This window comes from Allobosea sp. P4_C6 (assembly GCF_056402015.1).
Map to the genome: position 1 here is coordinate 25,190 of NZ_JBFUIF010000007.1, position 26,451 is coordinate 51,640.

A 26,451-nucleotide genomic window follows, 5' to 3' on the forward strand; every position below is an offset into this window, starting at 1 on the left:
AACCCATTATTAATAAGAGGCGTTCATGCTGGTTAATGCGCGACGATCGGTTCTGGCCGGACTGATGGCGGTCGGCCTGGCGGCCGCGCTGAGCACCATGCCGGCGGCCGCCCAGGAAAAGCTCAAGGCCGTCACGACCTTCACGGTGATCGCCGATATCGCAAGGAACGTGGCAGGCGACGCGGCGGTCGTCGAGTCGATCACCAAGCCCGGCGCCGAGATTCACAACTACCAGCCGACGCCGGGCGACATCCAGCGCGCCCAGGGCGCGCAGCTCATCCTGTGGAACGGTCTCAATCTGGAACTCTGGTTCGAGAAATTCTTCCGGAACCTCAAGAATGTGCCGAGTGTCGTGGTCTCGCGGGGGATCGAGCCGATGGGCATCGCCGAAGGTCCGTACACCGGCAAGCCGAACCCGCATGCCTGGATGTCGCCAACCGCGGCACTGATCTATGTCGACAATATCCGCGAGGCCTTCGCGAAGCATGATCCGAAGAACGCCGAGACCTACAAGGCCAATGCCGAGGCGTACAAGGCGAAGATCAGGGCCATCGTCGACCCGATCAAGGCGGAGCTCGCCAAGGTCCCCAAGCAGAAGCGCTGGCTGGTATCGAGCGAGGGAGCGTTCTCCTATCTCGCCCGCGATTTCGACCTGAAGGAACTCTATCTCTGGCCGATCAATGCCGATCAGCAGGGCACGCCCCAGCAGGTCCGCAAGGTCATCGACGCGGTGCGCAAGAACAAGATCACCGTCGTCTTTTCCGAAAGCACGATCTCTTCGGCGCCCGCCGAGCAGGTGGCGCGCGAGACCGGGGCGAAATATGGCGGCGTGCTCTATGTCGACTCGCTGACCGAGGCGGACGGGGCCGTGCCCACCTATATCGATCTGCTCCGGGTCACGTCGGACACTATCGCCAAGGGGCTCGCGCAGTGAACGCGCCCGTCAGAAATCCGGTCCACCCCGCATCTTCGGATGCGGGGCCGGGCATTGCGGTGAAGGAAGCGACCGTGACCTATCGCAATGGTCATACCGCGCTTCGGGATGCGAGCTTTCAGATCCCCACGGGCACGATCGCGGCCCTCGTCGGGGTCAACGGCTCCGGCAAGTCGACGCTGTTCAAGGCGATCATGGGCTTCGTGCGGCTGGCGAAGGGCGACATCCGCGTGCTCGGCCTTTCGGTCGCGGAAGCGCTGCGCCGGAACCTCGTCGCCTATGTGCCGCAGGCGGAAGAGGTCGACTGGAACTTCCCCGTCCTGGTCGAGGACGTCGTTATGATGGGCCGCTACGGCCATATGGGCATGATGCGCATCCCCCGCGCGGTCGATCGCGCGGCCGTCTCGGTCGCGCTCGCCCGCGTCAATATGGGCGAGTTCCGCAAGCGCCAGATCGGCGAGCTCTCCGGCGGACAGAAGAAGCGCGTCTTTCTCGCCCGCGCTCTCGCGCAGGACGGCCGCGTCATCCTGCTCGACGAACCCTTCACCGGCGTCGACGTCAACACCGAGGATCAGATCATCACGCTGCTGCGCGAACTGCGCGACGAAGGCCGCGTCATGCTGGTCTCGACCCATAATCTCGGCTCCGTGCCGGAGTTCTGCGACCGCACCATCCTGATCAAGGGCACCGTGCTCGCCTACGGACCGACCGTCGAGACCTTCACGCAGGAGAACCTGGAGAAGGCTTTCGGCGGCGTGCTCAGGCATTTCGTCCTCAGCGAGGCGCAGAGCGGCAAGCCGACGCCTGTCCGCGTCTTCACCGATGACGAGCGGCCGCTCGTCCTGCAGGACGGCAGGGCAACGGCGTGTGCGGCGGAACAGGGCATTGAGGGGCCGAACCGATGGCCGGCCTGATCGAGCCCTTCACCTATGACTACATGCTGACCGCCATGTGGGTCTCCGCCCTCGTCGGCGGCGTCTGCGCGTTCCTGTCCTGCTATCTCATGCTCAAGGGCTGGTCGCTGATCGGCGATGCGCTGTCTCACGCGATCGTTCCCGGTGTTGCCGGCGCCTACATGCTGGGCCTGCCCTTCTCGATCGGCGCCTTCTTCTCGGGCGGGCTGGCCGCCGCCGCGATGCTCTTCCTCAATCAGCGCACCAAGCTGAAGGAAGACGCGATCATCGGGCTGATCTTCTCGGGCTTCTTCGGGCTAGGCCTGTTCATGGTCTCGATCTCGCCGACCTCGGTGAACATCCAGACCATCGTTCTCGGCAATATCCTGGCGATCACGCCGGGCGACACGATCCAGCTCGCCATCATCGGCTTCGTCTCGCTCGCGGTCCTCTTGGTCAAATGGAAGGACCTGATGGTGGTCTTCTTCGACGAGAGCCATGCGCGCTCGATCGGCCTCAACCCGACCGCGCTCAAGGTGATGTTCTTCACGCTCCTGTCGGCCTCGACGGTGGCGGCGCTCCAGACGGTCGGCGCCTTCCTCGTCATCTGCATGGTCGTCACGCCCGGGGCGACCGCCTATTTGCTGACGGATCGTTTTCCGCGGCTGCTCGCTATCGCCGTGGCGATCGGCGCGACCAGCAGCTTCACCGGCGCCTATGCGAGCTATTTCCTCGACGGTGCAACCGGCGGCATCATCGTTTGCCTGCAGACGCTGGTCTTCCTGATCGCATTCCTGTTCGCCCCCAAGCACGGAATGCTGGCGGCCCGCCGCCGCGCCGCGCAGGCGCTGGAGGTAGGGCCATGAGCTTCCTCGACACGCTTCTGGCCCCCTTCCAGTTCGAGTTCATGATCAATGCCCTGATCATCTCGGTGCTGGTGGCGATCCCGATGGCCCTGCTCTCCTGCTTCCTCGTCCTCAAGGGCTGGTCGCTGATGGGCGACGCGATCTCGCACGCCGTGTTTCCGGGCGTGGTCATCGCCTATATCGTCGGGTTTCCCTACGCGATCGGCGCCTTCGTCGCCGGCATGTTCTGCGCCATCGCCACCGGCTTCCTGAAGGAGAACAGCCGCATCAAGCAGGACACGGTGATGGGCATCGTGTTCTCCGGCATGTTTGGCTTCGGGCTGGTTCTCTACGTCAAGATCCGGTCCGATGTGCATCTCGACCACATCCTGTTCGGCGACATGCTTGGCGTCTCCTGGGCCGATATCGGCCAGGCCGCGCTGATCGCCGCGCTCACGGCCGCCGTCATCGGCGTCAAATGGAAGGACTTTCTCCTGCATGCCTTCGATCCCGCGCAGGCGCGGGCCGTCGGCCTGCGGGTGAACCTGTTGCACTATGGCCTGCTCAGCCTGATCTCCCTGACCATCGTCGGCGCCCTGCAGGCCGTCGGCATCATCATGGCTATCGCCATGCTGATCGCGCCGGGTGCCATCGCCTTCCTGCTGACCCGGCAATTCAGCACCATGCTGCTCCTGTCCGTGGCCATCGCCGTGGCCGGCTCGTTCCTCGGCGTCTACCTGTCCTTCTTCATCGACAGCGCCCCGGCACCTACCATCGTGCTTCTGCTTTCCATCGCTTTCGTCGTGGCGTTCATCCATGCGAGCCGAAGGACGGCTCGGGTTATGGCGTAAGCTCTGGGACAAGGCTCCGCGGACGCCGATGGAGCCTTCTCTCAAGAGCGATGGCGCGAACACCTCGTAACGCTCGGTTGCCAAGACCGATCGTGGGCACGCTACCTGACCCAAACCGGAGTTTGGTGCGGGGGTTTTTCGCGTGTCCTGAGGCGGCGCGATATCCAATTCCCAGTCAGCCAAGACCGATCTTGGCCGCGCAGCCGGTTTAAGAACCGTCGATCGACCCTCTTGATATGCGGCCTGCGCAATCCATATACCATCCACCCGGATGGTATATGGATGTGATTATGAAAGCGCCCGATAGCGAAAAGCTGACGCTGAATCTCGGCTTCGTGGACCTCGGCCGCATCGACCTGCTGGTCAGGGACGGCTTCTATTCCAACCGGTCGGACTTCATTCGCACCGCAATCCGCAACCAGCTTTCGTCCCATTCGGAGATCGCGGCCAAGGCGACGACACGATTGGCGCTCGAATTGGGACTTCGGACATTCACGCGGCGGGACCTGGAGGCGGTGGTGGCCGCCGGTGAACAACTCGAAATCCGGGTCCTCGGCCTGGCCGTGATCGACAACGACGTCTCGCCGGAACTGGCGAGGACAGCCATCGCATCCCTCACGGTCCTCGGTGCCTTGCACGCATCCCCCGACATCAAGGCCGCCCTGGCCGACCGCCTGACATGACCCAAAGGACATCAGCCATGAACCCGCGCTTTCACGCCGCCATCGGCGAAGCCATGAGCCGCCTGCGAACAGCCGATGTGGCGGGCGCAACGGCTGCGGTCCAGCGCGCTCTTGCCGGACAGCAGCCTCTGCGGGGAGCAGATCCGGATAGCGGCGGCCAGGGCAGAGCCGGCCTCGAAGCGCCTCCGGCGCGGGGTCTCAGGGCGGTCCTGCAGAAGCTTCGCCATGAGCGGCCGAGCTTCGTTCACACCCCCAGCCATGGCCCAGCGGCCGCTGAAGGAGCCGGGGACAGTGAGAACTTTCGCGCGCGCCGCTTCCAATCGGCGGCAGGCTCGGTGGCATACAAGCTCTACATGCCCGCCGATCATGCCGGCCGGGAGCTCGCGCTGGTCCTGATGCTGCATGGCTGCACGCAAGATCCCGACGATTTCGCGCGCGGGACCCGGATGAACGCATTGGCCGACGAATTCGGCCTGATCGTCGCCTATCCCTTGCAGCCGAAATCGGCCAACGCCCAAGGCTGCTGGAACTGGTTCGACACCCGACATCAGCAGCGCGGCGCCGGCGAGCCGGCCGTGCTGGCCGGGCTTGCTCAGGAACTGGCTTCAGAGTTCAAGATCGATCGCAGGCGCATCTTCGTTGCCGGCCTGTCGGCGGGCGGTGCCATGGCCGACATCCTGTCATCGGCCTATCCCGACGTCTTTTCCGCAGCGGGTATCCATTCCGGCCTGCCTCATGGCGCGGCTTGCGATGTCATGTCTGCATTTGCCGCGATGAAAGGGACTGCGAAAGCAGCGGTGAAAGGTGGTTCGCCGATCAGAAAGATCGTTTTCCACGGGGCTGCCGATGCCACGGTCCATCCGTCGAACGGCAAACAGGTGTTCGATCTCACGCGCTCCGCCCATGGCGAACCGGCGGAATTTCAGACCGATGCAGTGATCAATGGCAAAGGCGTGACCCGGACGCTGCTCGGAAACGGCGATGGGCCGGCGATTGCCGAGCATTGGCTCATCAAGGGCGGCGGCCATGCCTGGTCGGGAGGCGACCGTCTGGGAAGCTATGCGGATGCGACGGGCCCCGACGCCTCGCGGGAGATGATCCGCTTTTTCCTCGAGGCCTGAGAAAACGTCGGCGACTTCGGGGCGGGGTCCGCGGATTCGGCGGCGTCCGCCCCGGCAAGGACTGAAGGCCGGTCAACGATCCAGCCTTAACGCGATGCTCGGGAACGGGCATCGACGGGAACAAACGATGCTGCGGGTCGTTTGCCGTTCATGACGAATCCGATCAAATCACAGGACGACCCAATCCGGAGCGCAGCCCCTGCGCCCGTTCATGACATGGACCGGTCTCTTCCCGTCGATTCCCGCAAGAATGTCGTGCGCAAGAACCAGCAGCTGAAGGCGCGCGCCGTTGCGGGGCGGCATATCGACGAAGCACTCTCCGACCTGCCGATCTCCGACGACACCAAGGCTTCACGGAAGGCGAAGCTCATCGATGTGCCCGCAGGTACGCCGGACAAGCGGCGGGGCAAGCGGCCGACATAAGGCTCAGTCTCGATCCTTGGCGGCGACGGAGGCGAGGCGGCTCATCACGATGCCGTTTCCTCGTCACTCTGGGAAGGCTGCGCCCGCCTGCAGGTTCCGCGGGTGAAGCGTTCGATCTCGGCAAGCGCCTCGTCGAGTGTCCGGTAGGGTTCGAGCTTCATGGTCGCCATCGTCTGCATCGCATGACCGGCGGGACGAATCCGAAACACGCCGGAGGTCTCTTCCACTACACGCCCCATCTCCCGGCCGAGCAGGTCGGTCAGCAGCCAGGCTGCCTCGTCCGGTTTTGAAGTCACGTCGATGTCCAAGGCAGATTCCTTCGGTTAGCAGCTCGCAAGCGTCGGCTTTTTTGGGCTCACTTCGAGGTCTTGCCGGCCTTCGCCTCGGGCGGAGCCGCGGCGCGGTCGAGAGCCTCCTTGCACAGCCTTTGTTCCTTCAGCCGGGCGGTATTGGCGTCGCGGGTCTGATTGACGCTTTCGACTTCCGACAGGATGCGATTCCGCGACAAAGATTGGGTTTGCGTCTTGAGGAACGCGGCTTCAGCCTGCGTGCGCGATTTGGAATGTGCGGTCATCTGCTTTCTCCTGATTGGCGGCTCCCCGAGCCGTCACAGTAGCTGCGGCTGCTGCGGGGAGTCGGCCGCCGCCGATTTCGAAACCACGATCTGGTTGTGCTCGATCGCTCGCTCGCGACCGTCGGCGCCGCGGACCCGGTACTGACGCTCGCCGCTTTGCTGCACAGGCATCAAGCGAACGATCTCATATTCGCCCGTTCCGGACCGGTCGGCGAAGCCGAATGAAAGGCGGACGATATCGCCGACCTTGATGGGTTGTTCGGTCATGATTTTTCCCTTTCGAAGATGGGCTCCCCGGCGGGAAGCCGCTCGTCTTGGTCGCGGGCACCCAAGGGTGCATCGGAAATCTCCATCGCGTCCAGCAGCGCGGCGATCCTCACCGTGGCGAAATGGCAGAAGCTGTCCGAGACCGCATAGGGCAGGACGATCATATCGCCGTGGCGCATCGCGCCGCAGGTGTAGACGACGTTGGGAACATAGCCTTCCCGTTCCGAGGGCTCGGGCTGGACGAAAGGCTCGCGCAGGCGAGCCAGCACCTTCGACGGGTCCGCCTTGTCGAGCAGAACGGCGCCGATCGTGTATTTCCGCACCGCTCCGACGCCGTGGGTCAGCAGCAGCCAGCCCTCGTCAAGTTCGATCGGGGAGCCGCAGGTGCCGATTTGAACGAACTCCCACGGAAATCGCGGCGTCAGGATCTCGACCCCGCCGTTCCAGAGGAGGAGATCGTCCGAATAGATCAGGTAGAGGTTCTCATTGTCCTGTCTCGCGATCATGGCGTAACGGCCGTCGAGCTTGCGCGGAAACAGCGCCATGCCCTTGTTCACGGCGGCGGAGCCCCGCAGCGGCGACAGCCGGAACGACAGGAAGTCACGCGTCTCGATCAGCTCCGAGCGGATCGCCCTGCCGTCATAGGCGGTATAGGTGGCGCGGTAGACGGTCTCGCCGTCCTCCTCGCATGCGACGAAGCGCGCATCCTCGATGCCGTTCGACTGGGGCGCGGTCACGGGAAAGATCACGCGTTCGCTGATGTCGATATCGGCCGCGAAGACGACCTCGACATCTTCGCCGTCGAGGCGCGCCATGCGGTTGTGCAGGGTGGCGATCGTCGCCAGGCGCGAGGTCGGGTCGATGCTGATGCCGCCATCGGCCGCGATCGATCCGGAGCGGAAGGTCAGGGACGAGATATGCCCCTCGCCAACGGCACGAACGCTCAGGATGAAGCGGCACCCCCCTGCGGGAGCGCCGGACTGGTCGGGATGCAGCACGATGCTGGGATTGAAGAGTGCTGCCGCCTCGAACGAATACTCATGCAGAAAATAGGCTCCGACCAGCTGGCGCTGAACCCCTGTGAAGGCGCCATGCGTGGCGAAGGCGTCCTCCATTTCGTCGGCCCGCGCCTCGAACCTCTCCAGCAGGTTGCGGTGCCGACCGTTGAAATTCTCGAGCACCTCGGCAAGCAGGCTTGCCGCCGCCGCCGGGTCGAGCGACAGCACCCGCTCGACGATATGGTTCGCCTTGGCCTTCTCGGCGGCGTTGAAATTCCGCGGCTCGGCCGCGGGGCCGAACCGGCGCACGACGACCCTTGAAGGGTCGGGGTGCAGGGAGAGGGCCTGCCTGTTCAGAAAAGTGGGCTGGGACAAGACGTCCGCCGATCTGTTTGTGCAAGTTCGCCGAAGGCTCAGGCGTGCAAGACCCGAAGCGGCGCCAGTTTCGGGCGATCCCCGCTGATGCGGGCAAGCTGGCGAATCTCGGCGAGACTGAGCAGATAGGATACCACGGATTCGCCGCCGCGGTTCTCATTCGGCCGATCGCGATGCAGCCCGTCGCGGCAGGCGCCGGTGTCGAGGTCGACCAACGGTACCGAGAGATCGTTATCGCCCAGGAACCAGGCGAAAGCGCGCGCTGCTTCGGTGCGCCATTGCGGGTCGCCATCGGCACTCCAGGCCGCCAGGCATGCGGAAATCGTCGCCGTCGCTTCCAGCGGCTGCTGGTCGAACGCTTTCGGCGCGCTGCGCCTGTCGCCGAAGCTCTCCGAGCCGACCGGCCTGAACAGGCCCGCCGGCGTGGTCTGGAGATGCGCGAGCCAGCGCAGCGAGCGCAGGCCGGCTTCGACATAGGCTGGAACCTTCATCGATATCCCCGTCGCGATCAGGGCCTGCGGCAGGCGCGCATTGTCATAGGAGAGCCCGTCCTCGAACCAGACCCAGTCCGGCGTCTCGACCGCCGCCATCAGGCCGAGCAGACGGTCGGCGAGCAGCGTGCGCAACGAAGAGACGGCAATGGCCGACCCACCGGCGATGGTGCCGTAAGCATCGAGGCCCAGCAGGGCGAAGGCCCAGGCGCGCGGCGAGCTGAAGCTCTCGACGACAGGCAAGGCTTCGGCGAAGAGGGCGGCGGCCCATCGCCGCCGCGAAACGCTCGCGTCGTCACGCGCGCAGACACCGAGCGCCCAGAGCGTGCGCCCATGGCTGTCTTCCGAGCCGGCATCCTCGAGCCAGCGCCTGTCGAAGCTCATGAAGTTGCGGAAGCGCCGTCGATCGGGATTCCAGGCATGCTGGACGAAGGAGGCGAAGCGCGCCGTGAGCACGTCCGCCAGAGGCGGCTCGCCGGTGCCGTTCAAGACACTGGCGAGGAGCAGCGCACGGGCATTGTCGTCGACGCAATAGCCATGCGCACGATCCGGCACGGAATGGACGGCGTGCTGGAACAGCCCGGTATCGTCGCACATGCTCAGGAGATGGCCGGTCTGCAGCTTGGGCGGTGCCGTCATTGCCGGCACAGGCCTCGGCTCGCCGTCGCCCGCGATGACGCTCAGCATGCGGCCCCGACGGGCCGTCTCGAAGGCGGCGAGATAACGCTTCGCGGTCCGCTCCCAGGTCATCGAGCGGCTGCTCGCATAGGCGCGCAGCCTCATGGCCTGGCGCCGGGGAGCATCGGTCAGCAGGCTGGCGATCTCGTTGCCGATCGCGATGGGATCGCCGAACGGCACGAGGATGCCGCGCCCGTCGGCGAGCAATTCCCTGGCATGCCAGTAGGGCGTCGAAACCACGGCCTTGCCGAGCCCGAAACTGTAGGCCAGCGTGCCCGATGTCATCTGCGCCTCGTTGAGATAGGGCGTGACATAGACATCGCACATCGAGATGAAGCCGAGCAGCGTCGCCTGATCGACGAACTGGTCGAGGAAGACGACATGGTCCTCGACCCCCAGCTCGCGCACGCGCCGCATCAGGCTCTCCCGATAGGCCTCGCCACGCTCGCGGACGAGATTGGGATGCGTCGCACCCAGAACGACATAGATCGCATCGGGACGGCGCCTCAGGATCGAGGGCATCGCGTCGATCATGACCTCGATGCCCTTGTTGGGCGACAGCAGGCCGAAAGTCAGGATGACCGAGTGGCCGCTGAAACCCAGCCGCTTCTTCGCCTCATCGGGCTCGACGAAAGCGAATTCGGGAATGCCGTGTGCGATCACCTCGATCTTGTCGGCCGGCAGCCGATAGACGGTGCGCAACAGATCGCGGCCCTTCTCGGCCATGACGACGACGCGCGCCGAGGCATCGACGACCCGTTCCATCACGTTGCGCTGCAGCGGCGTCGGCTCGGCCAGCACGGTATGGAGCGTGGTGACGACCGGCATCGTCAGGCGCGACAGCAGCGTCATGATATGGCCGCCGGCCTCACCGCCGAAGATGCCGAACTCGTGCTGGAGGGAGACGACGTCGAAACGGCCCTCATTCAGGAAGTCGGCGGCGCGGGCATAGTCCTCGAGCCGGTCGTCGGCGATCTGGCAATGYACGGAGATCGGGTAGTCATAGCCATCACCATGGTCGTTCATGGCGATGATGGAGGTATCGACATCGGAGGACGCGATCGCCTGCTGCAGATCCGTGGTGAAGGTCGCGATCCCGCAGCGGCGGGGCAGCGAATTGCCGATAAAGGCGATGCGTTTGGTCGGACTCATGATCTTACCTCCGTGGACGGAACCGGCGATTGCGCGAATGTCGGAGGCGGTCCGGTCGGCGGGGCGACCGTCTCCCGGAGCGCTGGGATGCCGTGGCCGTCGACACGATGCAGGAGATCGCGGCCGGGCGTTGCGGCGTCGTAGGCGACCAGGCAGGACAGCCCGCCCTCGCCCGGCACGATGCGCACGGTCTGCGCCTCGATGAAGCAGCCTTGGCCGATGCCGATCTGCAAGACGTCGATCGTGGCGTCGCCGGCGATGGCGGCCAGCCAGGTCTCGCGGCGGGCATCGAGATCCCAGATCGATCCGGCAGGCAAGTCGATCCGCTCGAAGACGAAGTAAGGATTTGCGACGAGCACGGTCCGGACATCGCCCAGCCGCCGCACCGGCACGGCAGGCTTCGCAGGCCGGGCATGAGCGACCGCGACGCCCTGCTCGATATGAAGTTCGCGGGCACGGCCATGGTCGAACAGCCGGAACGTTGTATCGCTGCGCTGCTGGATCTCGGCGAGCACGAGGCCCGGGCCGATCGCGTGGATGGTTCCGGCCGGGACGGCGATGACGTCGTCCTTCAGCGGTTGGTGCCATGCGACAAGCTGGCCGATCGAGCCATCGGCAATGGCCGCACGCAGCCGCTCCGGAGTGATGACCGATGTGAGGCCGACACCGACTGTGGCATCAGCCGCCGCGGACAGGATGTACCAGGCTTCCGTCTTGCCGCGCGGCAGCCCCATCCCATGGGCGGTGGCGTCGTCCGGATGCACCTGGATGGACAGCGCCTCCCTGGTGAACAGCAGTTTGAGCAGCAAGGCCGGCTCCGGCGCATGCGGGTCGCAGCGCTGGAACCAGAGCTCGCCGATCGGAACGCTGGGGTGCCCGGTCGTGCTCCAGGGAAGGAGGTCGGTAGACCCCCAGGGTTTAGGCATCATCTCTATGCAGGCTTGTTCGAGCGCCATGTTGGGCTCCTGGTTCGCAGGCCGGCAATCGCTCGACGGATTGTCGCGCGATGTGGCCATGGTCGGCGGCGGCGTGTCGTGACACCGGTGCGGGCTGCCACCCTTCATGGGCGGTGCCGGGCGGCCGGCGCGCGTCGGAAGGGCGCCGCCTGCGCTCCACATGTTGGAGCAGTCTTCCGAGCGATCGTGCTGAGCGAGCCGCTTTCGACGCAGCGGCGACATACGCGATGGCAGGTGAGGGGCGAACTGCCAGTTGCGCGAAACCGCATTCAACGGGTTTCGCAGAGGTTGTCCGCGCGGCGCCGCCTCGCAGACGTCCGTTTAAGCGCCGACGTCGGCCTCCAGCGCGCTCGCCAGCTCGCCGGAGTTCACCGTGAACACCTGGGAACGGCCGGACGAAGACAGCGCCGGGGTGTGCAGCATGGTGGCAATCTGGCGATAGGCGAGGAAGGAGACGGCCGGAATCTCCTCCTCGTCGACCACCACGCGGTAGGTCCCTGCAGGCTGCACGTGGTCGAGCGCGCTCAGCCTGAAAGGGTTGTTGAATGTGACTGTGGTTTCCCGGCTGCGAATGTTCACTTCAGCTCTTTTTCTTGGTTTTGCTCGCAAGTTCGAGCGGTGCCGGCATTCCCCTGACCGCTACGGCCACCGCCACGGCTTCCTTTTTCTTCTTGGGTTTCTTGGCCTCTCGATTCCCGCGTGTCTGTCCCTTGGCCATTGTGATCTCCGAATGTCGGGTTTGCAGGTGCCCAGCATGGCCAATGCTCCGCGCGGATCGCACGGAGCAGCGCATGCCAGCTCGATAGACGTCGCATCCTTCGCGGCGATCGCAGCGATCGGGCTCAGGTCTTGGGCATGCCGAGAGTTTCGGCACAGGCCTTTGCGACCGCCGAGTCCGCCGACGTGCTGCCGACCATCGTGGCCCAGCCGCCCTTGGCGATGAAATCGCCCTGACTCCACGAACTGATCTTCTTCAGTTCAGAGAGTGCGGCATCGGCATTGGGTTGCTTTTGAAAATTGCTCACGCAGATCGGCGACAGGACGGAGACAACGGCGTTCTCGGCTCTCAGTTTCGCCAGGCGTTCACTTGACGAGGCCGTTGACCAGCCGCCCCAGGTGAACCCGACAACGGCAAGGGCAATCGCACCACCAACGGCGCCCCAGATGGCAGGCTTGGTTTGTGTGGGGATTTTCATGGCACAGCCTTCCGTTCTACGGAAGAAAATACCTTCCGAAGAACAAAATAGCACATTGCGGCGCAAAATATTTATAATAATTCACTTTTAAAGCTGAGGCCGAATATTCCGATTTATCTGGTAACTTCCTCATCAATCCAATTGATTAATCAGGTTTTGCGCGAAAACGATCCGTCATCGAGACGCTATTTGCCGCTGAAATCGCTAGAATATTAGAGATTGCGACTGCGGGCTGTGCAACAAGACCGATCGCGAGTGCCAGGCGCGCGGATACTGGTCCAGAGAGCGTCGTGGCCGAATTCGTCATGCCAATCCACTCCGGTGGGCGATTGACGAGATCAGCGCAGAGATCAGTTTGAGGCTGTCTACCGGGCGCCCTGTCGGCTCAACGGCCAACAGGCATGGCATTCCAAAGACAAACGCGGGCGGAGGCCGGAGCGGCCTGAATCGCTCGCGATGCCCGCTCAGGAGCTCGGTGCCATGGAGATCCTCTTCTCAGACCGGTGAAGCGGAGGTCCGAGACAGGGCTGTGTTGAGATCGGCGGCAAGGTCGGCGTCCAGCGGGGCGCCGTCGATCCAGCAATGCCGGACGATGGCGATGCGGCCGGAGTCGATCAGGCTGTTCTCGTCGCCCGGGCGGCTGGTATGCGGACGGCCCCGGCGGATGCGCCAGACGATGCGGTCCCCGTCCTCGGCCTGTACGTCGGCGGCGCCGGCGATCTTGTCGCGGCCGATCGTGGCGAGGCCGATCGTGGCCGGAAGCTCCTTCGGCAGGTTGACGCTGAGATAGGCGCCTTCGCGGCTCCAGGCGGCGCGGCGCTGCCAGAGATTGTCGATCAGGGCCGCCAGCGCGGCGACATCCTGCTCCTCGGATGTCCCGCCTTTGGTGCGGGAGAAGCCGATGGCGGGAACGTCCCAGAAGCTCGCCTCGCGGGCGATCGAGAGCGTCCCGGAATAGGCGGCGTCCTCGGCGGCGTTGCGGCCGTCATTGACGCCGGAAAGCACGAGGTCCGGTTTGCCGCCGTCACGGAACAACACGGTCATCGCGGCAACGACGCAATCGGCCGGCGTCCCGTCGAGCGCATGGACCTGCTTTTCGCGACGCGTCAGCGTCAGATCGCGGTCGAAGGAGAGGTGATGGCTGGCCGCCGTCCATTTCCGCTCGGGCGCGACGACCCAGATGTCGGTGGCGACACGGGAGGCTGCCCGTCGCAGCAACGCGATGCCGGGGGCGTCGATGCCGTCGTCATTGGCGATCAGGATACGCATGGGTCAGATCTCGATGATATCGCCGGGCTTGAGGTCGGCGATGAGGTTTGGAATGTCGGCTGCGAGCGCGCGGGCCGTCGCCGCATCGCAGGAATGGGCGAGGACGCGGCCAGCCCCGCTCGCCGCGGCGATGGCCGCGTTCTCGGCCAGGGTCGGATGGGTCGGGAAGCGCAGCCAGTCCGCCGCTCCGGCAGCACGCATGGCATCGGCGGGGCTGCCTTTGGGGACATGGCCGGTCAGCAGCACCGGGTGCCCGTCGCGGCGTGCCTGGGCAAGCGCGGCCTTGGACGGACCCGAGAGCCCCATGCCGTCGTCGCACAGCAGCGCCGCCGGCGGCAGCTTCTGCCCTTCTTCCCACAGTGACGCCTCGGCGAAGCGCGCCGACAGCAGGTCGACGCTCCCCGGTTTCAGCCAGGCGGAGGCCGCTATCTGTTGAGCCAGTGCGGCGTGCATCGACTGGTGGATGGCGATGGGGCCTTCGATGAGCCCGATCAGCTCGATGGAACGGCCGGATAACGGCGTCGGCAGTACGGCGCCCTGCGGATGCCCCGCGAGCMAGCGCCTGATGGCAGCGCCGCGTTCGGCCGCCGGGATACGGTCCTCGCCATAGGAGGCATCGACCAGCAACAGGTCGCAGGGCGGCAGCGGGTCCATGGCGAAGACCGGGCTCGCCGGCACGACATCGCCGCAATAGCCGACACTGCGGCCATCCGCACTCAGATGGCACCAGACGCCGCCGACGACATGCCCGCTGCGGCCGGTCCGGACCGCGATCGGGCCGATCCTGAAATCCTCGCCAGCGGCGATGATCTCGGGCGTGGCCTGCGCGGCGAGCGCGCGCTCCTGCGGCGTCGCATACGCCGCAAGTGTCGCGTCGGTTTCGGCGGCACTCTCGGCCGTCATCAGGATGCGGCCCGAAAAGCCGTGGGCGACGCACCAGCCGAGGGCCGCGACATGGTCCTCATGCGCATGCGTCACGACGATCGCATCGAGCCGCTTCAGTTCGTCAGGCGTGATCGCGGGATAGTAGCCGGGCCCTCGCGGCGCGCTGGTGTCGACGCCGACATCGAGCAGAAGCCGGGTTCCGCCGTGTTCGATACCGATGCAGGTCCGGCCCTTCTCGCCGATCCCGCCGTGGATCTTCAGTTTCATGCGGCCGGTCTCACGCGGCTTTGTCCATGATTCCGGCTTCGGGGATAACCCAGCCGTCATGGATCGCGATGCGGATCGCGTCGCCGGCCTGGGCCGGCGTGGGTTCGGCGGCATCGAGATGCAGCACGAGGTCGTTGCTGGCGGCGGGGCGGGCTTCGAGCCTGAAGAAACCGCCCTGATAGGACAGGCGCTCCACCGTGCCGGTGAGCCCTTCAGCGCCCGCAGGGGCAATTCCGATGTCGCGCGCCCGCAGGCAGAGCTTCGCCTGATCAGTCACGGCCTGGTCCGGCCGGCAACGCACCACCGCCTCGACGCCGAGCACGCTGACCTTGCAGCGGCCGGCCTGGGGCGCCGACAGCACGGTCGCGGGCAGCACCATGCCGTCGCCGATGAAGCCGGCGACGGTGACGTTGGCGGGCTCGCGATAGAGCATCGAGGGCGTAGCGAGCTGGAGCAAACGGCCCCGATCCATCACGGCGATGCGGTCGGCCAGCGCCATCGCCTCGGCCTGGTCATGGGTGATGTAGACCATGGTGGTGCCGGTGCGCTCATGGAAACGGGAGAATTCCTCCTCCATCGAGGCGCGCAGGTGGACGTCGAGATTGGCGAGCGGCTCGTCGAGCAGCACCAGCGAGGGCTCGGTGACGAGGCAGCGGGCGAGCGCGACGCGCTGGCGCTGGCCGCCGGAAAGCATGCCCGGCCGGCGCTCGGCGAAGCCGTTCAAGCCGACGAGATCGAGGGCCGCCGCGACGCGACGTGCTCGCTCGGGATCGCGCACGCCGGCGACGGTCAGCCCGTAGGCGACGTTCTCCGCCACCGTCATATGCGGCCAGAGCGCATAGGACTGGAAGACGATGCCGAGCTTGCGATGCTCGGGCGGAACATGCTGCTCGGGGGAGGAAACGAGCCGGTCGCCGATGCGGATCGCACCGCCGTCGAGCTTGTCGAAGCCGGCGATCTGGCGCAGCAGCGTGGTCTTGCCGCAGCCGGAAGCGCCGAGCACGGCCAGGAATTCGCCGTCCTCGACATCGATCGAGACGTCGTCCAGGGCGATATAGGAGCCGAAGCGCTTCTGCGCCCGGTCGATGGTCAGTCGCGCCACGGCAGGACTCCCTGGGGCAGTTTTTGGGCGAAGAGGGTCGTCGAAGCCATCAGGGCGACCGTGACGAGCACGGTGATCGTCGCCAGCGCCGAGGCGTAGGTGGAATCGCCGCCCTGCTCGAAGGAGAAGACGACGACGCCGAGCGTCTCGGCCCCGGACGACCAGAGCAGCGCCGAAACCGTCAACTCGTTGAAGGCGGTGAGGAAGATCAAGAGCGCGCCCGCCACGGCCGCCGGCGCGACCAGCGGGAAGATGATGGTGACGAGGCGACGCGGAAGGCCGGCACCGGCGATCTGCGCGGCCTCCTCCAGCGTGCGGTCGATCTGCAGATAGCCGCTGACGATCGGCCGCAGGCCGAGCACGAGGAAGCGGGCGAGATAGGCGAAGACGATGATCCAGACCGTGTTGTAGATCGAGACACCGAGCACCGGCAGCGGCTTCAGGAAGAGCAGGATCGCGGCGATGGCAAGCACCACGCCGGGCATGGCGTAGGGCAGCTCGGCCGCGAGGTTGAGCAGTCGCAGAGCGCGCGACTTCTTCCAGACGATGAAGTAGCCGAGCGGCACGCAGATCAGCACGATCAGGATCGCGGCTCCGGCCGACATCAGGAAGCTGTTGACGAAGGCGCGCTTCGAGGCGGCGTGCTCGAACAGCACATAGGCGTAGTTCGCGAATGTCGCCGTCGCCGCGTTGAGCGGCACGCCGAAGGCCGGGATCAGCGAGGTCGAGAGCAGGCCGAGGAAGGGTAGCGCCAGGACGAGGATGGCGAAGGTCCAGATCAGCGTCTCGACCGGCGCGCGCCAGCGCCCGAGCTCGAAGGGCCGCGCGGCGCTCGAGGTCGTGGTGATGCGGAAATCGCGGCGGCGCATCATGAAATCCTGCAGCAGGATGCCGACCATGGCGATGATGCCGATCAGCAGCGACAGGATCGCGACCTCCGAGAGCACGCCCGGCCCGAGGCCCGCGAGGCGCTGGTAGATCAGTGTCGGCAGGACGAGGAAGTTTCCGGGAATACCGAGGAAGGCGGGAATACCGAAATTGCCGAGGCAGGAGACGAAGCAGAGCGCAATGCCGGCGACGAGCGGTGGCGTCATCAGCGGCAGCACGACGGTGCGCAGCACGGTGAGCGGGCTGGCGCCGGCGGCAAGGCCGGCCTCGATCAATTCCTTGGGCAGGGCGCGCAGGCCGGCGCGCAGCGTCAGGAAGACCAGCGGCGCATATTGCAGCCCGAGCAGCAGGATGATGCCCTCGCGCGAATAGAGCGGGTTGCGGCTGCCGAGCGGCGGCGCCATGCCGATCAGCTTGAGCAGCGTGCTCGACGGGCCGAAGAGCTGGAGCCAGGCGAGCGCCGTGACCTGTGGCGCGATCATCAGCGGCAGCACGAAGCAGAAGGTGAAGGCGTTGCGGGCGCGGATGTCGGTCAGCGTCGCCAGCAGCGCGACCGTGCCGCCGATCAGGACGGCAAGCACGGTGCCGGATATCGCGGTGATCAGGCTGTTGGCGGTCGCCGTCCAGGTCGCCGGGCTGGCGAGGACCTTGCCGAGCGCCGTCGTCGAGAACTGGCCGCCGGGGGCAAGCCCCTCGACGACCAGCCGCCCGATCGGCAGCAGCGAAAGCAGCGCGACGAGACCGACGAGCCCCCAGAGGAGGCCCGTCTCCTCGACGCGCGTGCGCAGCGTCGCGGTATCGGCGAGGGACATGCGCACCCGTCCGGAGCTCAGTTGCCGAACATCGTGGCGAAGCGGGCCTTGTCGGCCTCGGTCGCCTTGACCACCGCCGCGATGTCGGAGGCCATGACGTTGATCTTGGTGCCCTCCGGCAGCCAGGCGGGCGAGCCGACGCTCGGCTTGGCCGGGATGTAGCCCATCGAGAGCGCGAGCTTCTGCCCGTCATCGGAGAGGATGAAGTCGACGAAGGCCTTGGCGGCCGCCTCGTTCTTGGTCGATTTCACGATCGCGACGGGTTCGGTCACGGCCGGAGCGCCTTCCTTCGGGAAGACGAAGTCGATCGGCGAGCCCTGCTTCTTGGCGTTGTAGGCCATGAAGTCGACCAGCACGCCGTAAGCCTTCTCGCCGGTGGCGACCGAGCGCAGCACGGCGCCGTTGCCGCGCACGGCGACAGCTTCATTGGCTTTCAGCCCCTCGAAAAGCTTCCAGCCGAGATCGGGCCGGGCCGTCATGGTCGAGAGCATGATCGCGGCCGCACCCGAATAGAGCGGGCTCGGCATCGAGATCTGGCCCTTGTAGGAGGGCTTGTCGAGATCGGTCCAGGAGGTTGGCTTCTCCTTGGCGGCGGTGTTGTAGGCGATGCCGGTGGTGATCAGCTTCGAGCCGAAATAGGTCTTGTCGGCGTCGAAGGAGCCAGCCTGCAGGCCGTCGGTCTTGGCGCCGGGATAGGCGAGAAGCTGCTTCTGGCCCTTCAGGATCTCCATGCTCGCGGCATCGGCGATCAGCAGCACGTCGGCGCTGGGCTGGCCGGCCGAGATCTCGGCGGCGAGCTTGCCCATCACCTCGGTCGTGCCGGAGCGGAAGATATCGATCTCGACATTCGGGTAGGCCTTCTTGAAGGCCGCCGTCGTCTGTGCCGCATCCTTCTCCGGCTGCGAGGTGTAGAGCACGAGCTTGCCCGAAGGCGCTTGCGCGAAGGCCGGAGCAGCGGCGATCAGCGCGCCGAAGGCCGCCGCCATTATGAATTTGCGTCTCGTCTGGGTCATCATTTCATCTCCTCCGTTGTTCGCCGTCGACCTTTACGCCCGTTGCGATGGTCGATCTTGCACTGCGATGATCTATAGCCGGCAATTCGCGTCCTTGCTCGGCCGCGAACGCCCTTCAATCACAAAAGTACCTCGGGGCTTTCCAGCGCCTCGCGCAGATCGGCCATGAAGCGCGCGGCGGCGACGCCGTCGACGATCCGGTGATCCGAGGACAGCGTGAAATTCGCCATCGGCCTGAGCACGATCTGCCCGTCCCGACCCACCGGCTTGTCGACGGTGCGGCCGACCGCGAGGATCGCGCCCTGCGGCGGGTTGATGATCGCGGTGAAGCTGTCGACGCCGTACATGCCGAGATTGGAGATGGTGAAGGTGCCGCCGCCGAGCTCCGCCGGGGTGAGCGTGCGCTTCGCCATGCCATCGCGCAGCCTCGCGAATTCGCGCGTCATCGCCGGCATGTCCATGCTGCCGGCATCGCGCAGCACGGGGACGACGAGATCGCCGTCACGCTCCATGGCGATGCCGATGTCGACGCGCTCGTGGAAGCGTGTCGCCTCGCCCTCGACGGATGCGTTGATGACCGGGTGGTCGCGCAGGACGCGGGCGGCGATGCGGGCGATCAGTACGGTGATGCTGGGCTTGGGCGCGCCGATGCGCTCATGACGGGCGGCGAGGCGGCGCAGCAGATCGCGCGATGCGCTCATCTCGATCTCGGAGGTGAGATAGAAATGCGGCGCCGTGCGCATACTCTCGGAGAGCCGGTTCGCGACGATGCGGCGGATCGCCGAGAAGGGCTGCAGCCGGCCTTCGGAAGCGCTCGCGGGTGCAGGCGGAGCCGGGCGTGCCTCCTGCGCGGGAGCGCAACGGGGCTTCTGTTCCAGATGGCGCTTCACATCCGCTTCGCCGATGCGTCCGCGGGGGCCGGTTCCGGCCACGATGCTGAGATCGAGGCTGTTCTGACGCGCGATGCGGCGGGCGAGCGGCGTGGCGCGCAGACCGGACGTGGTGGATGCGGTCGGAGCCGGAGCGACCGGTGCCTCCGGCGGTGCGAGTGTGGCAGCCGCTACGGGAGCCGCAGCGGCTGCCGGCTCGGACGGCGTGGTGGCGGCCTCGCCGTCGAGGTAGATCCAGGCGACGGGCGTGCCAACCGTGATCGGCACGCCGGTTTCGAGCTTGAGGCCGCGGATTGCGCCTGTTGCCGGCGCCTCGACCTCCATCACGGCCTTGTTGGTGCCGATCTCGAAGATCGTGTCGCCCTGGCGGACGAGGTCGCCTTCCTTGACATGCCAGGCCTCGATCGTGCCCGTCTCCATGTCCATGTCGACCTTGGGGAGGATGACCTCGACCGGCATCAGGCTTCCCCGCGGCGGACGAGGTTGGTGGCCGCGGCGACGATGTCGTCCTCCTGCGGGACGGCGGCCTTCTCCAGCACCGGATTATAGGGGATCGGTGCATCGGCGCCGCCGAGCCGGATGATGGGCGCGTCGAGGAAATCGAAGACCTCGCTCTCGGCGATCATCGCCGAGATCTCGGCACCGATGCCCATGGTCTTGACGCCCTCGTAGACGACGAGCAGGCGGTGCGTCTTGCGCACGCTCTCGGCGATGGTGGTGAAGTCGATCGGCCGGATCGAGCGCAGGTCGATGACCTCGGCCGAGATGCCATCGGCGGCGAGCCGCTCGGCGGCGGCTTCGGCCTTGCGGGCCATGATCGAGGAGCCGACGATGGTGATGTCCCCGCCCTCGCGGCGGATCGCCGCCTGACCGATCGGCACGCGATAAGCCTCGGCCGGGACGTGGCCCTTGGTCTTGTAGAGCAGCTTGTGCTCGAAGATCAGGACGGGGTTGGGGTCGTCGATGGCGGCGAGCAGCATTCCCTTGGCGTCATGCGGGGTGCTCGGCTGCAGGACCTTCAGCCCCGGCACATGGGCGAACCAAGCTTCCAGGCTCTGGCTGTGCTGGGCAGCGGCGCCGGTGCCGGAGCCGCCGGGCAGGCGCACCACCATCGGAACGCTCGCCTTGCCGCCGAACATGAAGCGGATCTTGGCCGCCTGGTTGACGAGCTGTTCCATGGCCAGCGTGACGAAATCCGAGAACTGAATCTCCAGCACAGGGCGCATGCCGGTGATCGCGGCGCCGACCGCGGCGCCGGCAATGCCGAGCTCGCTGATCGGCGTATCGATCACGCGGTCCTTGCCGAAGCGGTGGACGAGGTCACCGGAGACGCCGAAGGCGCCGCCATAGACGCCGACATCCTCGCCGAAGAGGAAGACGCGCTCATCGGCCTCCATCGCCTGGCCGAGCGCCTCGCGCACCGCCTCGGCATAAGACAGCTCGCGGATCTCGTTTGCGGCTTCGAGCGTGTCAGAGGGCATAGACGTCACGGGTCAGGTCTTTCGGATCGGGGTCCGGGCAGGTGCGGGCGAATTCGACGGCGGCGTCGATGTCGCGCTGGGCGTCCTCTTCCAGCTTCATCAGCGCCGTGGCGTCGAAGCGGTCATGCGCCTTGAGCTCGTCCTCCAGCCGCCGGATCGGGTCCTGGTTGCGCCACTCCTCGATCTCTTCCTTGGTGCGGTAGAGATTGCGGTCGCTCTTGGAATGGCCGCGCCAGCGATAGGTCTTGCACTCGATCAGGGAAGGGCCATCGCCGGAGCGGGCCCGCGCGATCGCTTCCTTCGCCACCGCCGCGACGCCGGCGAGGTCGTTGCCGTCGAGGCAATGGCCGGGCATGCCATAGGCGCTCGCGCGGTCCGCGACGTTCGCCACGGCCATGGCGCGGTTGATGTCCATCGACATGCCGTATTTGTTGTTCTCGCAGACGAAGACCACCGGCAGCTTCCAGATCGAGGCCATGTTCAGCGCCTCGTGGAAGGCACCTTCATTCGAGGCACCGTCGCCGAAGAAGACCATGCAGACCCGGCCGTTCTTCTGGGCCTTGATGCTCATGCCGACGCCGACCGCGATCGGCAGCCCGCCGCCGACGATGCCGTTGGCGCCGAGGTTGCCGCCCTCGACATCGGCAATGTGCATCGAGCCGCCGCGGCCCTTGCAGTAGCCGGTCTCCTTGCCGAAGAATTCGGCGAACATCAGCTTCGGCTCGGCGCCGCGCGCGATGCAGTGGCCATGGCCGCGATGGGTCGAGAGGATGTAGTCGTGCGCTTCGAGCGGCAGCGTCGTGCCGACCGCGCTCGCTTCCTGCCCGATCGAGAGATGCATCGTGCCGTGGATCAGCCCGCGCATATAGCTCGCCTCGGCGGCTTCCTCGAACTTGCGGATGAGGTGCATGCGCATCAGCGCGCGCGCGATCGTCTCGTCGTCGAGCGCGGCGAGCTCCGGCCGCTGGTTCGGCTTGAGCCCGGCGCTCGCCATCTCGTCTGTCTTGCGTGCGCTCATGCCTGGGCTCCGGAGGTCAGCGCGGCGATCATCGCGTCCTGGGCGCGGCGCACCTCGACGATCTTGAGCCGCTCGTCGGGGGTGGCGTCGGCCAGCGTGATCAGCGCGCCCTTGCGGACGGGCCGCGTCATCGTCGCGCCCTGGGCGAGGCCGATCGGCAGGACCTTGCGCGCCTGCGCATCGGCTCGCGACAAGGCGAAGCCGCGATAGCCGTATTCGCCGATGGCATCGAGCGTCTCGCCGGCGGCAAGGTCGCGCTTGGCGACGCAGCCGACTTCCGAGGTCGGTATCGGCAGTGGGCGCATATGGCTCTGGTTGAAGATCGTGGCTGCGGCGGCCGAGAGCGGCACTTCCAAGCTGGTCAAGTGATAGGGCCGGAAGAAGGAGTAGTAGGGGCCGGGGCCGAGATGCAGGTCGCTCATCCGCTCGCGGACGCGGGGATGGCGCATCTCGGCGATGGCGAAGACGCCTGGTGCGACGCCCTTGGCCACCGAGAAATCGACCACCCCCTTGTGCGAGAGCAGGCCGCCTTCCTCCTTCGGGCAGAAATAGTTCTGCAATTCGTCCTTCGGCGCGGCCGGGCCGTGCATGCCGGGGATATCGGGGGTGAAGCCGCAGGCATTGGCGATGGCGACCATCTCGACCATCGTCTTCGAGCCGTCGACGAACTCGACGAGCATGCGCGGGTTCATGTTCCGGCGCTTGGCTTCCTCGACATAATCGGCAGGGACGGCGTCGATGCGGAAGGGATTGTTCTTGCCCTTGCCGGCAGCGACGACCGGGTAGCCCATGGCGCGGATGAAGTTGATCAGCTCCATCGCGGCGGCGGGCTCGTCGCCGGCGCCCAGCGTGTAGACGACGCCGGCCTTGGCCGCCTCGACCGCGAGATAGGAGCCGATGGTGATGTCGGCCTCGACATTCATCATCACGATGTGCTTGCGCGCGGCGATCGCGGTCAGCGCGACGCGCGAGCCGGCCTCGGGATTGCCCGTGGCGTCGATGATGACGTCGACCGAGGGCGAGCGGCAGATCAGGTCGAGCGAAGTCGTCGCGGCGATGCGACCCTTGCGGCGGGCGGCTTCGAGCCCGGCTTCGTCGGAGATCGAATCGACCTCGCCCTTGCGGCCGGCGAGCGCGGCGGCCTCGGTGACGCGGTCAGGTGCGATGTCGGCCACCGCCGCGATCTCGATGCCGGTCATCTGCGAGATCTGCACGACGATGTCGGTGCCCATCTGGCCGGCGCCGATCAGACCGACGCGCACAGGCTTGCCGGCCTTGTCGCGCAGGTCCAGCGCCTCGGCCAGGGACAGGCCGGCGGCGGGCGCGCCGAGAGGCGGCTGCGTCAGGATCGCGGCCATGTCGTGACATCTCCCTAGGACATATGTTCTTTGATTGGCACAAAAGAACATAGCTTTGGTGCTGTCAAGCGCACAGATGTTCAAACAGGTTGCCTTCGGGGGCGTGATGCTGTGATGCTGCAGGGAGACAGCCGGAGGCGAGGCTGCGGGAGCAACGGTGGAAGACGCATTCGGAGCGGGACAGATTCACGGCGATGTGCCGGTCGCGGACGCCAAGGTCCGCGCCGCCTGGCTCTACTATGTCGAAGGGCTGACCCAGGAGCATATCGCCGAGGCTCTGGGCCTGAGCCGGATCAAGGTGATCCGCATGCTGGCGGCGGCCCGCAACGAAGGCCTCGTCAAGATCAGGATCGATGCGCGTTCGGCGCGGCAGGCCGGGCTGGAGCGCGGCCTCGTCACGGTCTTCGGCCTGGATGAGGCTGTCGTGGTGCCGGCGGCACGGGATCCGGCCAATGTTTCGTCGCTCGTCGGCTACGCGGCCGGCCTGTGGCTCTCCGACAAGTTGACGGACAACATGTCGCTCGCTGTCGGCTGGGGCCAGACGCTCAATCAGGCCCTGCGCGGCATCCAGCCGCGCCAGATCGAGGCGATGTCGGTGGTCTCGCTGCTCGGCGGGCTCACCCATTCGCGCAGCATCAACCCGTCCGCCGTGGCGCGCCGCGTCGCCGACATGTTCGGGGCGGATTGCTTCCAGCTCACGGCGCCGGTCTTCGTCTCGAATGCCGAGCTGCGAGAGGCGCTCTGGCGCGAGCCGACGCTGCGCGAGTTGCGCGAACGCGCCAGGGCGGCGGATATCGCCCTGGTCAGCGTCGGTGACCTCGTTCCGGGTTCGACCCTGTTTCGCGAAGGCCTGTTGCCGCAATCGGATTTGGCGTCTCTTAGAAAGGCCGGAGCCGTCGGCGACCTGGTCTGTCATTTCATCGATGCAGAGGGACAGCTGGTCGACCACCCGGTCAACCGGCGGGTCATGGCTGTAAGCCCCGCCGATCTGAAGGGGATCGGGCTCGTCGCGATCGCGGCCGGCGGTGCCGACAAGGAGGCGTCGATCCGCGCGGCTTTGCGGGCAAGCGACGCGAAGGTGCTGATAACGGACGAACGTGCCGCCGAGGCGCTTCTGAAAACCAGCGCCTCGCAGATTCAAAAAGAAGCGCGAATCAGCGCATAGGGAGCAGGTATCATGGCGAACAACTTCGAGCAGTTTGCTCGTAACTCGTTGCAATTTCGGCCGTCGGATATCCGCCTTGTCCTGGAACGGGTGCATTCGCACGTTGTGAAGCCGCGGATGTCGCCGGAAGAGCTGCTCGACGTCGTTCGGGGCCTCGGCTTTGAAACGGTCGAAGCCTTCGGCGATCAGATCGGGCTGGAACGGCGGACGGCAGAAAGCTGGGCCCGGTACGGGCTTTCGCGGGACGCCGCGCAGCTGCTGCTGGCCTTGCTGAGCTATCGGCAGCGGCTTGTCGACGCGATGGATGATTTCGAGAAGACGACGCAGATTCCGTTGGACGGCTTCTTCGAGAACCAGCACCTGCCGTGACGGCTGGGTCAAGCCTCGAGACACGGCTAAGTCCGGATCGCGAAACGCTCTGCGACTGCTGACACTCTATGTTCCAGGGTATCCATGGTCGGGGACAGCGTCGAGCCCCAGGCGCCGCTATGTGTCGCGACGCCTGACCTTGCCTGGGCGGGTCAATGCCCGGCCCGCGCGCCGGCCGGGTTGGTGCTCAATCGCGGCAGGAACCAGGCCAGCAATCCGATCAGCGGAATGAACGAGCAGATCTTGTAGACCGCCTCGATGCCGATGATGTCGGCGAACTCGCCGAGCAGCGCTGCGGCCAGGCCGCCGAGGCCGAAGGACAGGCCGTAGAAGAAGCCGCCCACCAACCCGACGCGGCCGGGCAGCAGTTCCAGCGCGTAGATCAGGATCGCCGCGAAGGCGCTCGACATGATCAGGTTGATCAGGATCGTCAGCACGCCTGTCCAGAACAGATCGGCATAGGGCAGGATCAGCGTGAACGGCAGCGCGCCCAGGATCGAGAACCAGATGATCTTGTTGCGGCCGATCCGGTCTCCCAGCATGCCGCCACCGAGCGCTCCCGCCGCCGAGGAGGCCAGGAAGAGGAACAGCATCACCTGCGAGTTCTGCACGGAAATGCCGAACTTTCCGATCAGGTAGAAGGTGTAGAACGAGGTGAAGCTCGCCGTATACGCGTTCTTCGAGAACAGCAGCACGATCAGGATCGTGATCGCGAAGGCGACCGAACGCCGACCGGGCCTGGCCGGCGCGGCGCCAGCCGGGGCCGCAGTCTTGGCGGGACGCGCCTTGTCGAGCCGGGCATAGCTCGCGGCGGTCCAGACCATCAGGACCATGGCGATCAGAGCCGCGACCGAAAACCAGGCGAGGCTGCCTTGCCCGCGTGGCACGATGATGAAAGCCGCCAGCAGCGGCCCGAGCGCTCCGCCCGTCTGCCCGCCGACCTGGAAGATGCCTTGCGCCAGCCCATGCTGCCCGCCCGAAGCATTGCGCGCCATGCGCGTCGCCTCCGGGTGGAAGATCGAGGAGCCGACGCCGACGCATGCGGCCGAAGCCAGCAGCAGCCCGTAGCTGCCGGCATAGGACAGGCCCACGAGGCCCGCGAGCGTGAACCCCATGCCCACGACCATCGAATAGGGCATCGGATGTTTGTCGGTGTAGAGACCGACCGCGGGCTGCAGCAGCGAGGCCGAGACCTGGAAGGTCAGCGTGATCAGGCCGATCTGCCCAAAATCCAGCCGGTAGCTTTCCTTGATGATCGGGTAGATCGCCGGGATCAGCGACTGGATCATGTCGTTGAGCAGATGCGTCAGGCTGAGCGCGATCAGCACGGGCATCATGGCGCTTTGGGTCGGGGAGGCGGTCGGTGCGCTGGCGGTCATCTCGGAAACTTCCGGCAGGTCTCCGGCAGGAAAGCTTTCCGGTAGACAGCAAGACGGGCTCTAGACGATCCCGAGGGCGCAGACAATTCGTTAGCCGGTCTGAAAGCAACGCGCGTGC

29 protein-coding genes are annotated in these 26,451 nt (G+C 66.0%); 9 read left to right on the forward strand and 20 right to left on the reverse strand.

Annotation, left to right across the window (positions count from 1 at the left end):
- Positions 1-25 precede the first annotated feature (25 nt).
- The 5 genes from AC1DVA_RS06815 to AC1DVA_RS06835 all read left to right on the forward strand — a co-directional run bounded on the left by AC1DVA_RS06815 (position 26) and on the right by AC1DVA_RS06835 (position 4,206).
- Entirely contained in the window at positions 26-934 is a 909-nt protein-coding gene (locus AC1DVA_RS06815) for a metal ABC transporter substrate-binding protein (RefSeq protein ID WP_476805461.1), read from the forward strand.
- On the forward strand, positions 931-1,848 hold the full coding sequence (locus tag AC1DVA_RS06820; protein ID WP_320109517.1) for a manganese/iron ABC transporter ATP-binding protein: 918 nt from the start codon (positions 931-933) through the stop codon (positions 1,846-1,848). Before AC1DVA_RS06815 ends, AC1DVA_RS06820 begins: the two co-directional genes overlap by 4 nt.
- Positions 1,836-2,693 carry a metal ABC transporter permease gene (locus AC1DVA_RS06825; protein WP_476805462.1) on the forward strand — a complete coding sequence of 286 codons (858 nt, stop codon included), beginning with the start codon at positions 1,836-1,838 and terminating at the stop codon, positions 2,691-2,693. Before AC1DVA_RS06820 ends, AC1DVA_RS06825 begins: the two co-directional genes overlap by 13 nt.
- A complete protein-coding gene (locus tag AC1DVA_RS06830) occupies positions 2,690-3,523 on the forward strand; it encodes a metal ABC transporter permease (RefSeq protein ID WP_265050812.1) in 834 nt (277 codons plus the stop codon). Before AC1DVA_RS06825 ends, AC1DVA_RS06830 begins: the two co-directional genes overlap by 4 nt.
- A 290-nt stretch (positions 3,524-3,813) precedes the next feature.
- On the forward strand, positions 3,814-4,206 hold the full coding sequence (locus AC1DVA_RS06835; RefSeq protein ID WP_265050811.1) for a CopG family transcriptional regulator: 393 nt from the start codon (positions 3,814-3,816) through the stop codon (positions 4,204-4,206).
- Positions 4,207-4,217: 11 nt separating this feature from the next.
- Here AC1DVA_RS06835 and AC1DVA_RS06840 read toward each other — a convergent pair whose 3' ends face one another.
- Positions 4,218-4,610, reverse strand: a complete 393-nt coding sequence (locus AC1DVA_RS06840) for a hypothetical protein (protein ID WP_476805551.1) — start codon at positions 4,608-4,610, stop codon at positions 4,218-4,220.
- Between AC1DVA_RS06840 and AC1DVA_RS06845 the strand changes: the two genes are divergently transcribed.
- Both AC1DVA_RS06845 and AC1DVA_RS06850 read left to right on the forward strand, forming a co-directional pair.
- Positions 4,560-5,327 carry an extracellular catalytic domain type 1 short-chain-length polyhydroxyalkanoate depolymerase gene (locus tag AC1DVA_RS06845; RefSeq protein WP_476805548.1) on the forward strand — a complete coding sequence of 256 codons (768 nt, stop codon included), beginning with the start codon at positions 4,560-4,562 and terminating at the stop codon, positions 5,325-5,327. The genes AC1DVA_RS06840 and AC1DVA_RS06845 overlap by 51 nt on opposite strands.
- A gap of 216 nt (positions 5,328-5,543) precedes the next feature.
- Positions 5,544-5,750: a hypothetical protein gene (locus AC1DVA_RS06850; RefSeq protein WP_265050808.1), complete on the forward strand. Its 207-nt coding sequence runs from the start codon at positions 5,544-5,546 to the stop codon at positions 5,748-5,750.
- Positions 5,751-5,794: 44 nt separating this feature from the next.
- Here AC1DVA_RS06850 and AC1DVA_RS06855 read toward each other — a convergent pair whose 3' ends face one another.
- From AC1DVA_RS06855 to AC1DVA_RS06940, 18 genes are all read right to left on the reverse strand, one after another.
- A complete protein-coding gene (locus AC1DVA_RS06855) occupies positions 5,795-6,058 on the reverse strand; it encodes a hypothetical protein (protein ID WP_265050807.1) in 264 nt (87 codons plus the stop codon).
- Positions 6,059-6,105: 47 nt separating this feature from the next.
- Positions 6,106-6,324, reverse strand: coding sequence for a hypothetical protein (locus AC1DVA_RS06860; protein ID WP_265050806.1), 219 nt, complete (start codon positions 6,322-6,324; stop codon positions 6,106-6,108).
- A gap of 33 nt (positions 6,325-6,357) precedes the next feature.
- Entirely contained in the window at positions 6,358-6,591 is a 234-nt protein-coding gene (locus tag AC1DVA_RS06865) for a hypothetical protein (protein ID WP_265050805.1), read from the reverse strand.
- Positions 6,588-7,964, reverse strand: a complete 1,377-nt coding sequence (locus AC1DVA_RS06870; protein WP_476805463.1) for a glycoside hydrolase family 130 protein — start codon at positions 7,962-7,964, stop codon at positions 6,588-6,590. Before AC1DVA_RS06870 ends, AC1DVA_RS06865 begins: the two co-directional genes overlap by 4 nt.
- A gap of 38 nt (positions 7,965-8,002) precedes the next feature.
- Positions 8,003-10,285 carry a glycosyltransferase family 4 protein gene (locus AC1DVA_RS06875; RefSeq protein WP_265050803.1) on the reverse strand — a complete coding sequence of 761 codons (2,283 nt, stop codon included), beginning with the start codon at positions 10,283-10,285 and terminating at the stop codon, positions 8,003-8,005.
- Positions 10,282-11,241 carry a class I mannose-6-phosphate isomerase gene (locus AC1DVA_RS06880; RefSeq protein WP_265050802.1) on the reverse strand — a complete coding sequence of 320 codons (960 nt, stop codon included), beginning with the start codon at positions 11,239-11,241 and terminating at the stop codon, positions 10,282-10,284. The genes AC1DVA_RS06875 and AC1DVA_RS06880 overlap by 4 nt, the downstream gene beginning before the upstream one ends.
- A gap of 321 nt (positions 11,242-11,562) precedes the next feature.
- A complete protein-coding gene (locus AC1DVA_RS06885) occupies positions 11,563-11,820 on the reverse strand; it encodes a hypothetical protein (protein ID WP_265050801.1) in 258 nt (85 codons plus the stop codon).
- A gap of 1 nt (position 11,821) precedes the next feature.
- On the reverse strand, positions 11,822-11,959 hold the full coding sequence (locus tag AC1DVA_RS06890; RefSeq protein ID WP_265050800.1) for a hypothetical protein: 138 nt from the start codon (positions 11,957-11,959) through the stop codon (positions 11,822-11,824).
- 124 nt (positions 11,960-12,083) lie between these two features.
- Positions 12,084-12,437 carry a hypothetical protein gene (locus AC1DVA_RS06895; RefSeq protein WP_265050799.1) on the reverse strand — a complete coding sequence of 118 codons (354 nt, stop codon included), beginning with the start codon at positions 12,435-12,437 and terminating at the stop codon, positions 12,084-12,086.
- 495 nt (positions 12,438-12,932) lie between these two features.
- The gene (surE, locus tag AC1DVA_RS06900; protein WP_265050798.1) at positions 12,933-13,706 is read right to left on the reverse strand and encodes a 5'/3'-nucleotidase SurE; all 774 of its coding nucleotides are present in this window, start codon (positions 13,704-13,706) and stop codon (positions 12,933-12,935) included.
- Between the two features lie 3 nt (positions 13,707-13,709).
- Positions 13,710-14,858 (reverse strand): MBL fold metallo-hydrolase, encoded by a 1,149-nt coding sequence (locus tag AC1DVA_RS06905; protein ID WP_476805464.1) that lies wholly within the window; start codon positions 14,856-14,858, stop codon positions 13,710-13,712.
- 10 nt (positions 14,859-14,868) lie between these two features.
- Complete coding sequence (locus AC1DVA_RS06910; protein WP_476805465.1) at positions 14,869-15,960, reverse strand: ABC transporter ATP-binding protein; 1,092 nt, start codon at positions 15,958-15,960, stop codon at positions 14,869-14,871.
- A complete protein-coding gene (locus AC1DVA_RS06915; RefSeq protein ID WP_265050795.1) occupies positions 15,948-17,660 on the reverse strand; it encodes an ABC transporter permease in 1,713 nt (570 codons plus the stop codon). Before AC1DVA_RS06915 ends, AC1DVA_RS06910 begins: the two co-directional genes overlap by 13 nt.
- Positions 17,661-17,677: 17 nt before the next feature.
- Positions 17,678-18,676: an ABC transporter substrate-binding protein gene (locus tag AC1DVA_RS06920; RefSeq protein WP_442864846.1), complete on the reverse strand. Its 999-nt coding sequence runs from the start codon at positions 18,674-18,676 to the stop codon at positions 17,678-17,680.
- Positions 18,677-18,792: 116 nt separating this feature from the next.
- Complete coding sequence (locus AC1DVA_RS06925; protein ID WP_476805466.1) at positions 18,793-20,022, reverse strand: dihydrolipoamide acetyltransferase family protein; 1,230 nt, start codon at positions 20,020-20,022, stop codon at positions 18,793-18,795.
- Positions 20,022-21,044: an alpha-ketoacid dehydrogenase subunit beta gene (locus tag AC1DVA_RS06930; RefSeq protein ID WP_265050792.1), complete on the reverse strand. Its 1,023-nt coding sequence runs from the start codon at positions 21,042-21,044 to the stop codon at positions 20,022-20,024. The genes AC1DVA_RS06925 and AC1DVA_RS06930 overlap by 1 nt, the downstream gene beginning before the upstream one ends.
- Positions 21,034-22,062, reverse strand: coding sequence for a thiamine pyrophosphate-dependent dehydrogenase E1 component subunit alpha (locus tag AC1DVA_RS06935; RefSeq protein WP_476805467.1), 1,029 nt, complete (start codon positions 22,060-22,062; stop codon positions 21,034-21,036). The genes AC1DVA_RS06930 and AC1DVA_RS06935 overlap by 11 nt, the downstream gene beginning before the upstream one ends.
- Positions 22,059-23,420, reverse strand: coding sequence for an NAD(P)H-dependent oxidoreductase (locus AC1DVA_RS06940; RefSeq protein WP_265050790.1), 1,362 nt, complete (start codon positions 23,418-23,420; stop codon positions 22,059-22,061). The genes AC1DVA_RS06935 and AC1DVA_RS06940 overlap by 4 nt, the downstream gene beginning before the upstream one ends.
- A 157-nt stretch (positions 23,421-23,577) precedes the next feature.
- Between AC1DVA_RS06940 and AC1DVA_RS06945 the strand changes: the two genes are divergently transcribed.
- Together AC1DVA_RS06945 and AC1DVA_RS06950 are read left to right on the forward strand one after the other, a co-directional pair.
- On the forward strand, positions 23,578-24,585 hold the full coding sequence (locus AC1DVA_RS06945; RefSeq protein ID WP_476805468.1) for a sugar-binding transcriptional regulator: 1,008 nt from the start codon (positions 23,578-23,580) through the stop codon (positions 24,583-24,585).
- 12 nt (positions 24,586-24,597) lie between these two features.
- Positions 24,598-24,954, forward strand: a complete 357-nt coding sequence (locus AC1DVA_RS06950; RefSeq protein WP_265050788.1) for a hypothetical protein — start codon at positions 24,598-24,600, stop codon at positions 24,952-24,954.
- A gap of 152 nt (positions 24,955-25,106) precedes the next feature.
- Here the strand turns inward: AC1DVA_RS06950 and AC1DVA_RS06955 are convergent, their stop codons facing one another.
- Positions 25,107-26,333 carry an MFS transporter gene (locus tag AC1DVA_RS06955; protein WP_476805469.1) on the reverse strand — a complete coding sequence of 409 codons (1,227 nt, stop codon included), beginning with the start codon at positions 26,331-26,333 and terminating at the stop codon, positions 25,107-25,109.
- Positions 26,334-26,451: the final 118 nt, after the last annotated feature.

Coding starts and splice junctions, on each gene's coding strand:
- AC1DVA_RS06840 (WP_476805551.1), bottom strand. CDS start 4,610: ATGCAGCATCAGGACCAGCGCGAGCTCCCGGCCGGCATGATCGGCGGG.
- AC1DVA_RS06950 (WP_265050788.1), top strand. CDS start 24,598: ATGGCGAACAACTTCGAGCAGTTTGCTCGTAACTCGTTGCAATTTCGG.
- AC1DVA_RS06835 (WP_265050811.1), top strand. CDS start 3,814: ATGAAAGCGCCCGATAGCGAAAAGCTGACGCTGAATCTCGGCTTCGTG.
- AC1DVA_RS06935 (WP_476805467.1), bottom strand. CDS start 22,062: ATGAGCGCACGCAAGACAGACGAGATGGCGAGCGCCGGGCTCAAGCCG.
- AC1DVA_RS06940 (WP_265050790.1), bottom strand. CDS start 23,420: ATGGCCGCGATCCTGACGCAGCCGCCTCTCGGCGCGCCCGCCGCCGGC.
- AC1DVA_RS06865 (WP_265050805.1), bottom strand. CDS start 6,591: ATGACCGAACAACCCATCAAGGTCGGCGATATCGTCCGCCTTTCATTC.
- AC1DVA_RS06825 (WP_476805462.1), top strand. CDS start 1,836: ATGGCCGGCCTGATCGAGCCCTTCACCTATGACTACATGCTGACCGCC.
- surE (WP_265050798.1), bottom strand. CDS start 13,706: ATGCGTATCCTGATCGCCAATGACGACGGCATCGACGCCCCCGGCATC.
- AC1DVA_RS06880 (WP_265050802.1), bottom strand. CDS start 11,241: ATGGCGCTCGAACAAGCCTGCATAGAGATGATGCCTAAACCCTGGGGG.
- AC1DVA_RS06845 (WP_476805548.1), top strand. CDS start 4,560: ATGCCCGCCGATCATGCCGGCCGGGAGCTCGCGCTGGTCCTGATGCTG.
- AC1DVA_RS06890 (WP_265050800.1), bottom strand. CDS start 11,959: ATGGCCAAGGGACAGACACGCGGGAATCGAGAGGCCAAGAAACCCAAG.
- AC1DVA_RS06925 (WP_476805466.1), bottom strand. CDS start 20,022: ATGCCGGTCGAGGTCATCCTCCCCAAGGTCGACATGGACATGGAGACG.
- AC1DVA_RS06920 (WP_442864846.1), bottom strand. CDS start 18,676: ATGATGACCCAGACGAGACGCAAATTCATAATGGCGGCGGCCTTCGGC.
- AC1DVA_RS06915 (WP_265050795.1), bottom strand. CDS start 17,660: ATGTCCCTCGCCGATACCGCGACGCTGCGCACGCGCGTCGAGGAGACG.
- AC1DVA_RS06930 (WP_265050792.1), bottom strand. CDS start 21,044: ATGCCCTCTGACACGCTCGAAGCCGCAAACGAGATCCGCGAGCTGTCT.
- AC1DVA_RS06895 (WP_265050799.1), bottom strand. CDS start 12,437: ATGAAAATCCCCACACAAACCAAGCCTGCCATCTGGGGCGCCGTTGGT.
- AC1DVA_RS06955 (WP_476805469.1), bottom strand. CDS start 26,333: ATGACCGCCAGCGCACCGACCGCCTCCCCGACCCAAAGCGCCATGATG.
- AC1DVA_RS06850 (WP_265050808.1), top strand. CDS start 5,544: ATGGACCGGTCTCTTCCCGTCGATTCCCGCAAGAATGTCGTGCGCAAG.
- AC1DVA_RS06830 (WP_265050812.1), top strand. CDS start 2,690: ATGAGCTTCCTCGACACGCTTCTGGCCCCCTTCCAGTTCGAGTTCATG.
- AC1DVA_RS06815 (WP_476805461.1), top strand. CDS start 26: ATGCTGGTTAATGCGCGACGATCGGTTCTGGCCGGACTGATGGCGGTC.
- AC1DVA_RS06860 (WP_265050806.1), bottom strand. CDS start 6,324: ATGACCGCACATTCCAAATCGCGCACGCAGGCTGAAGCCGCGTTCCTC.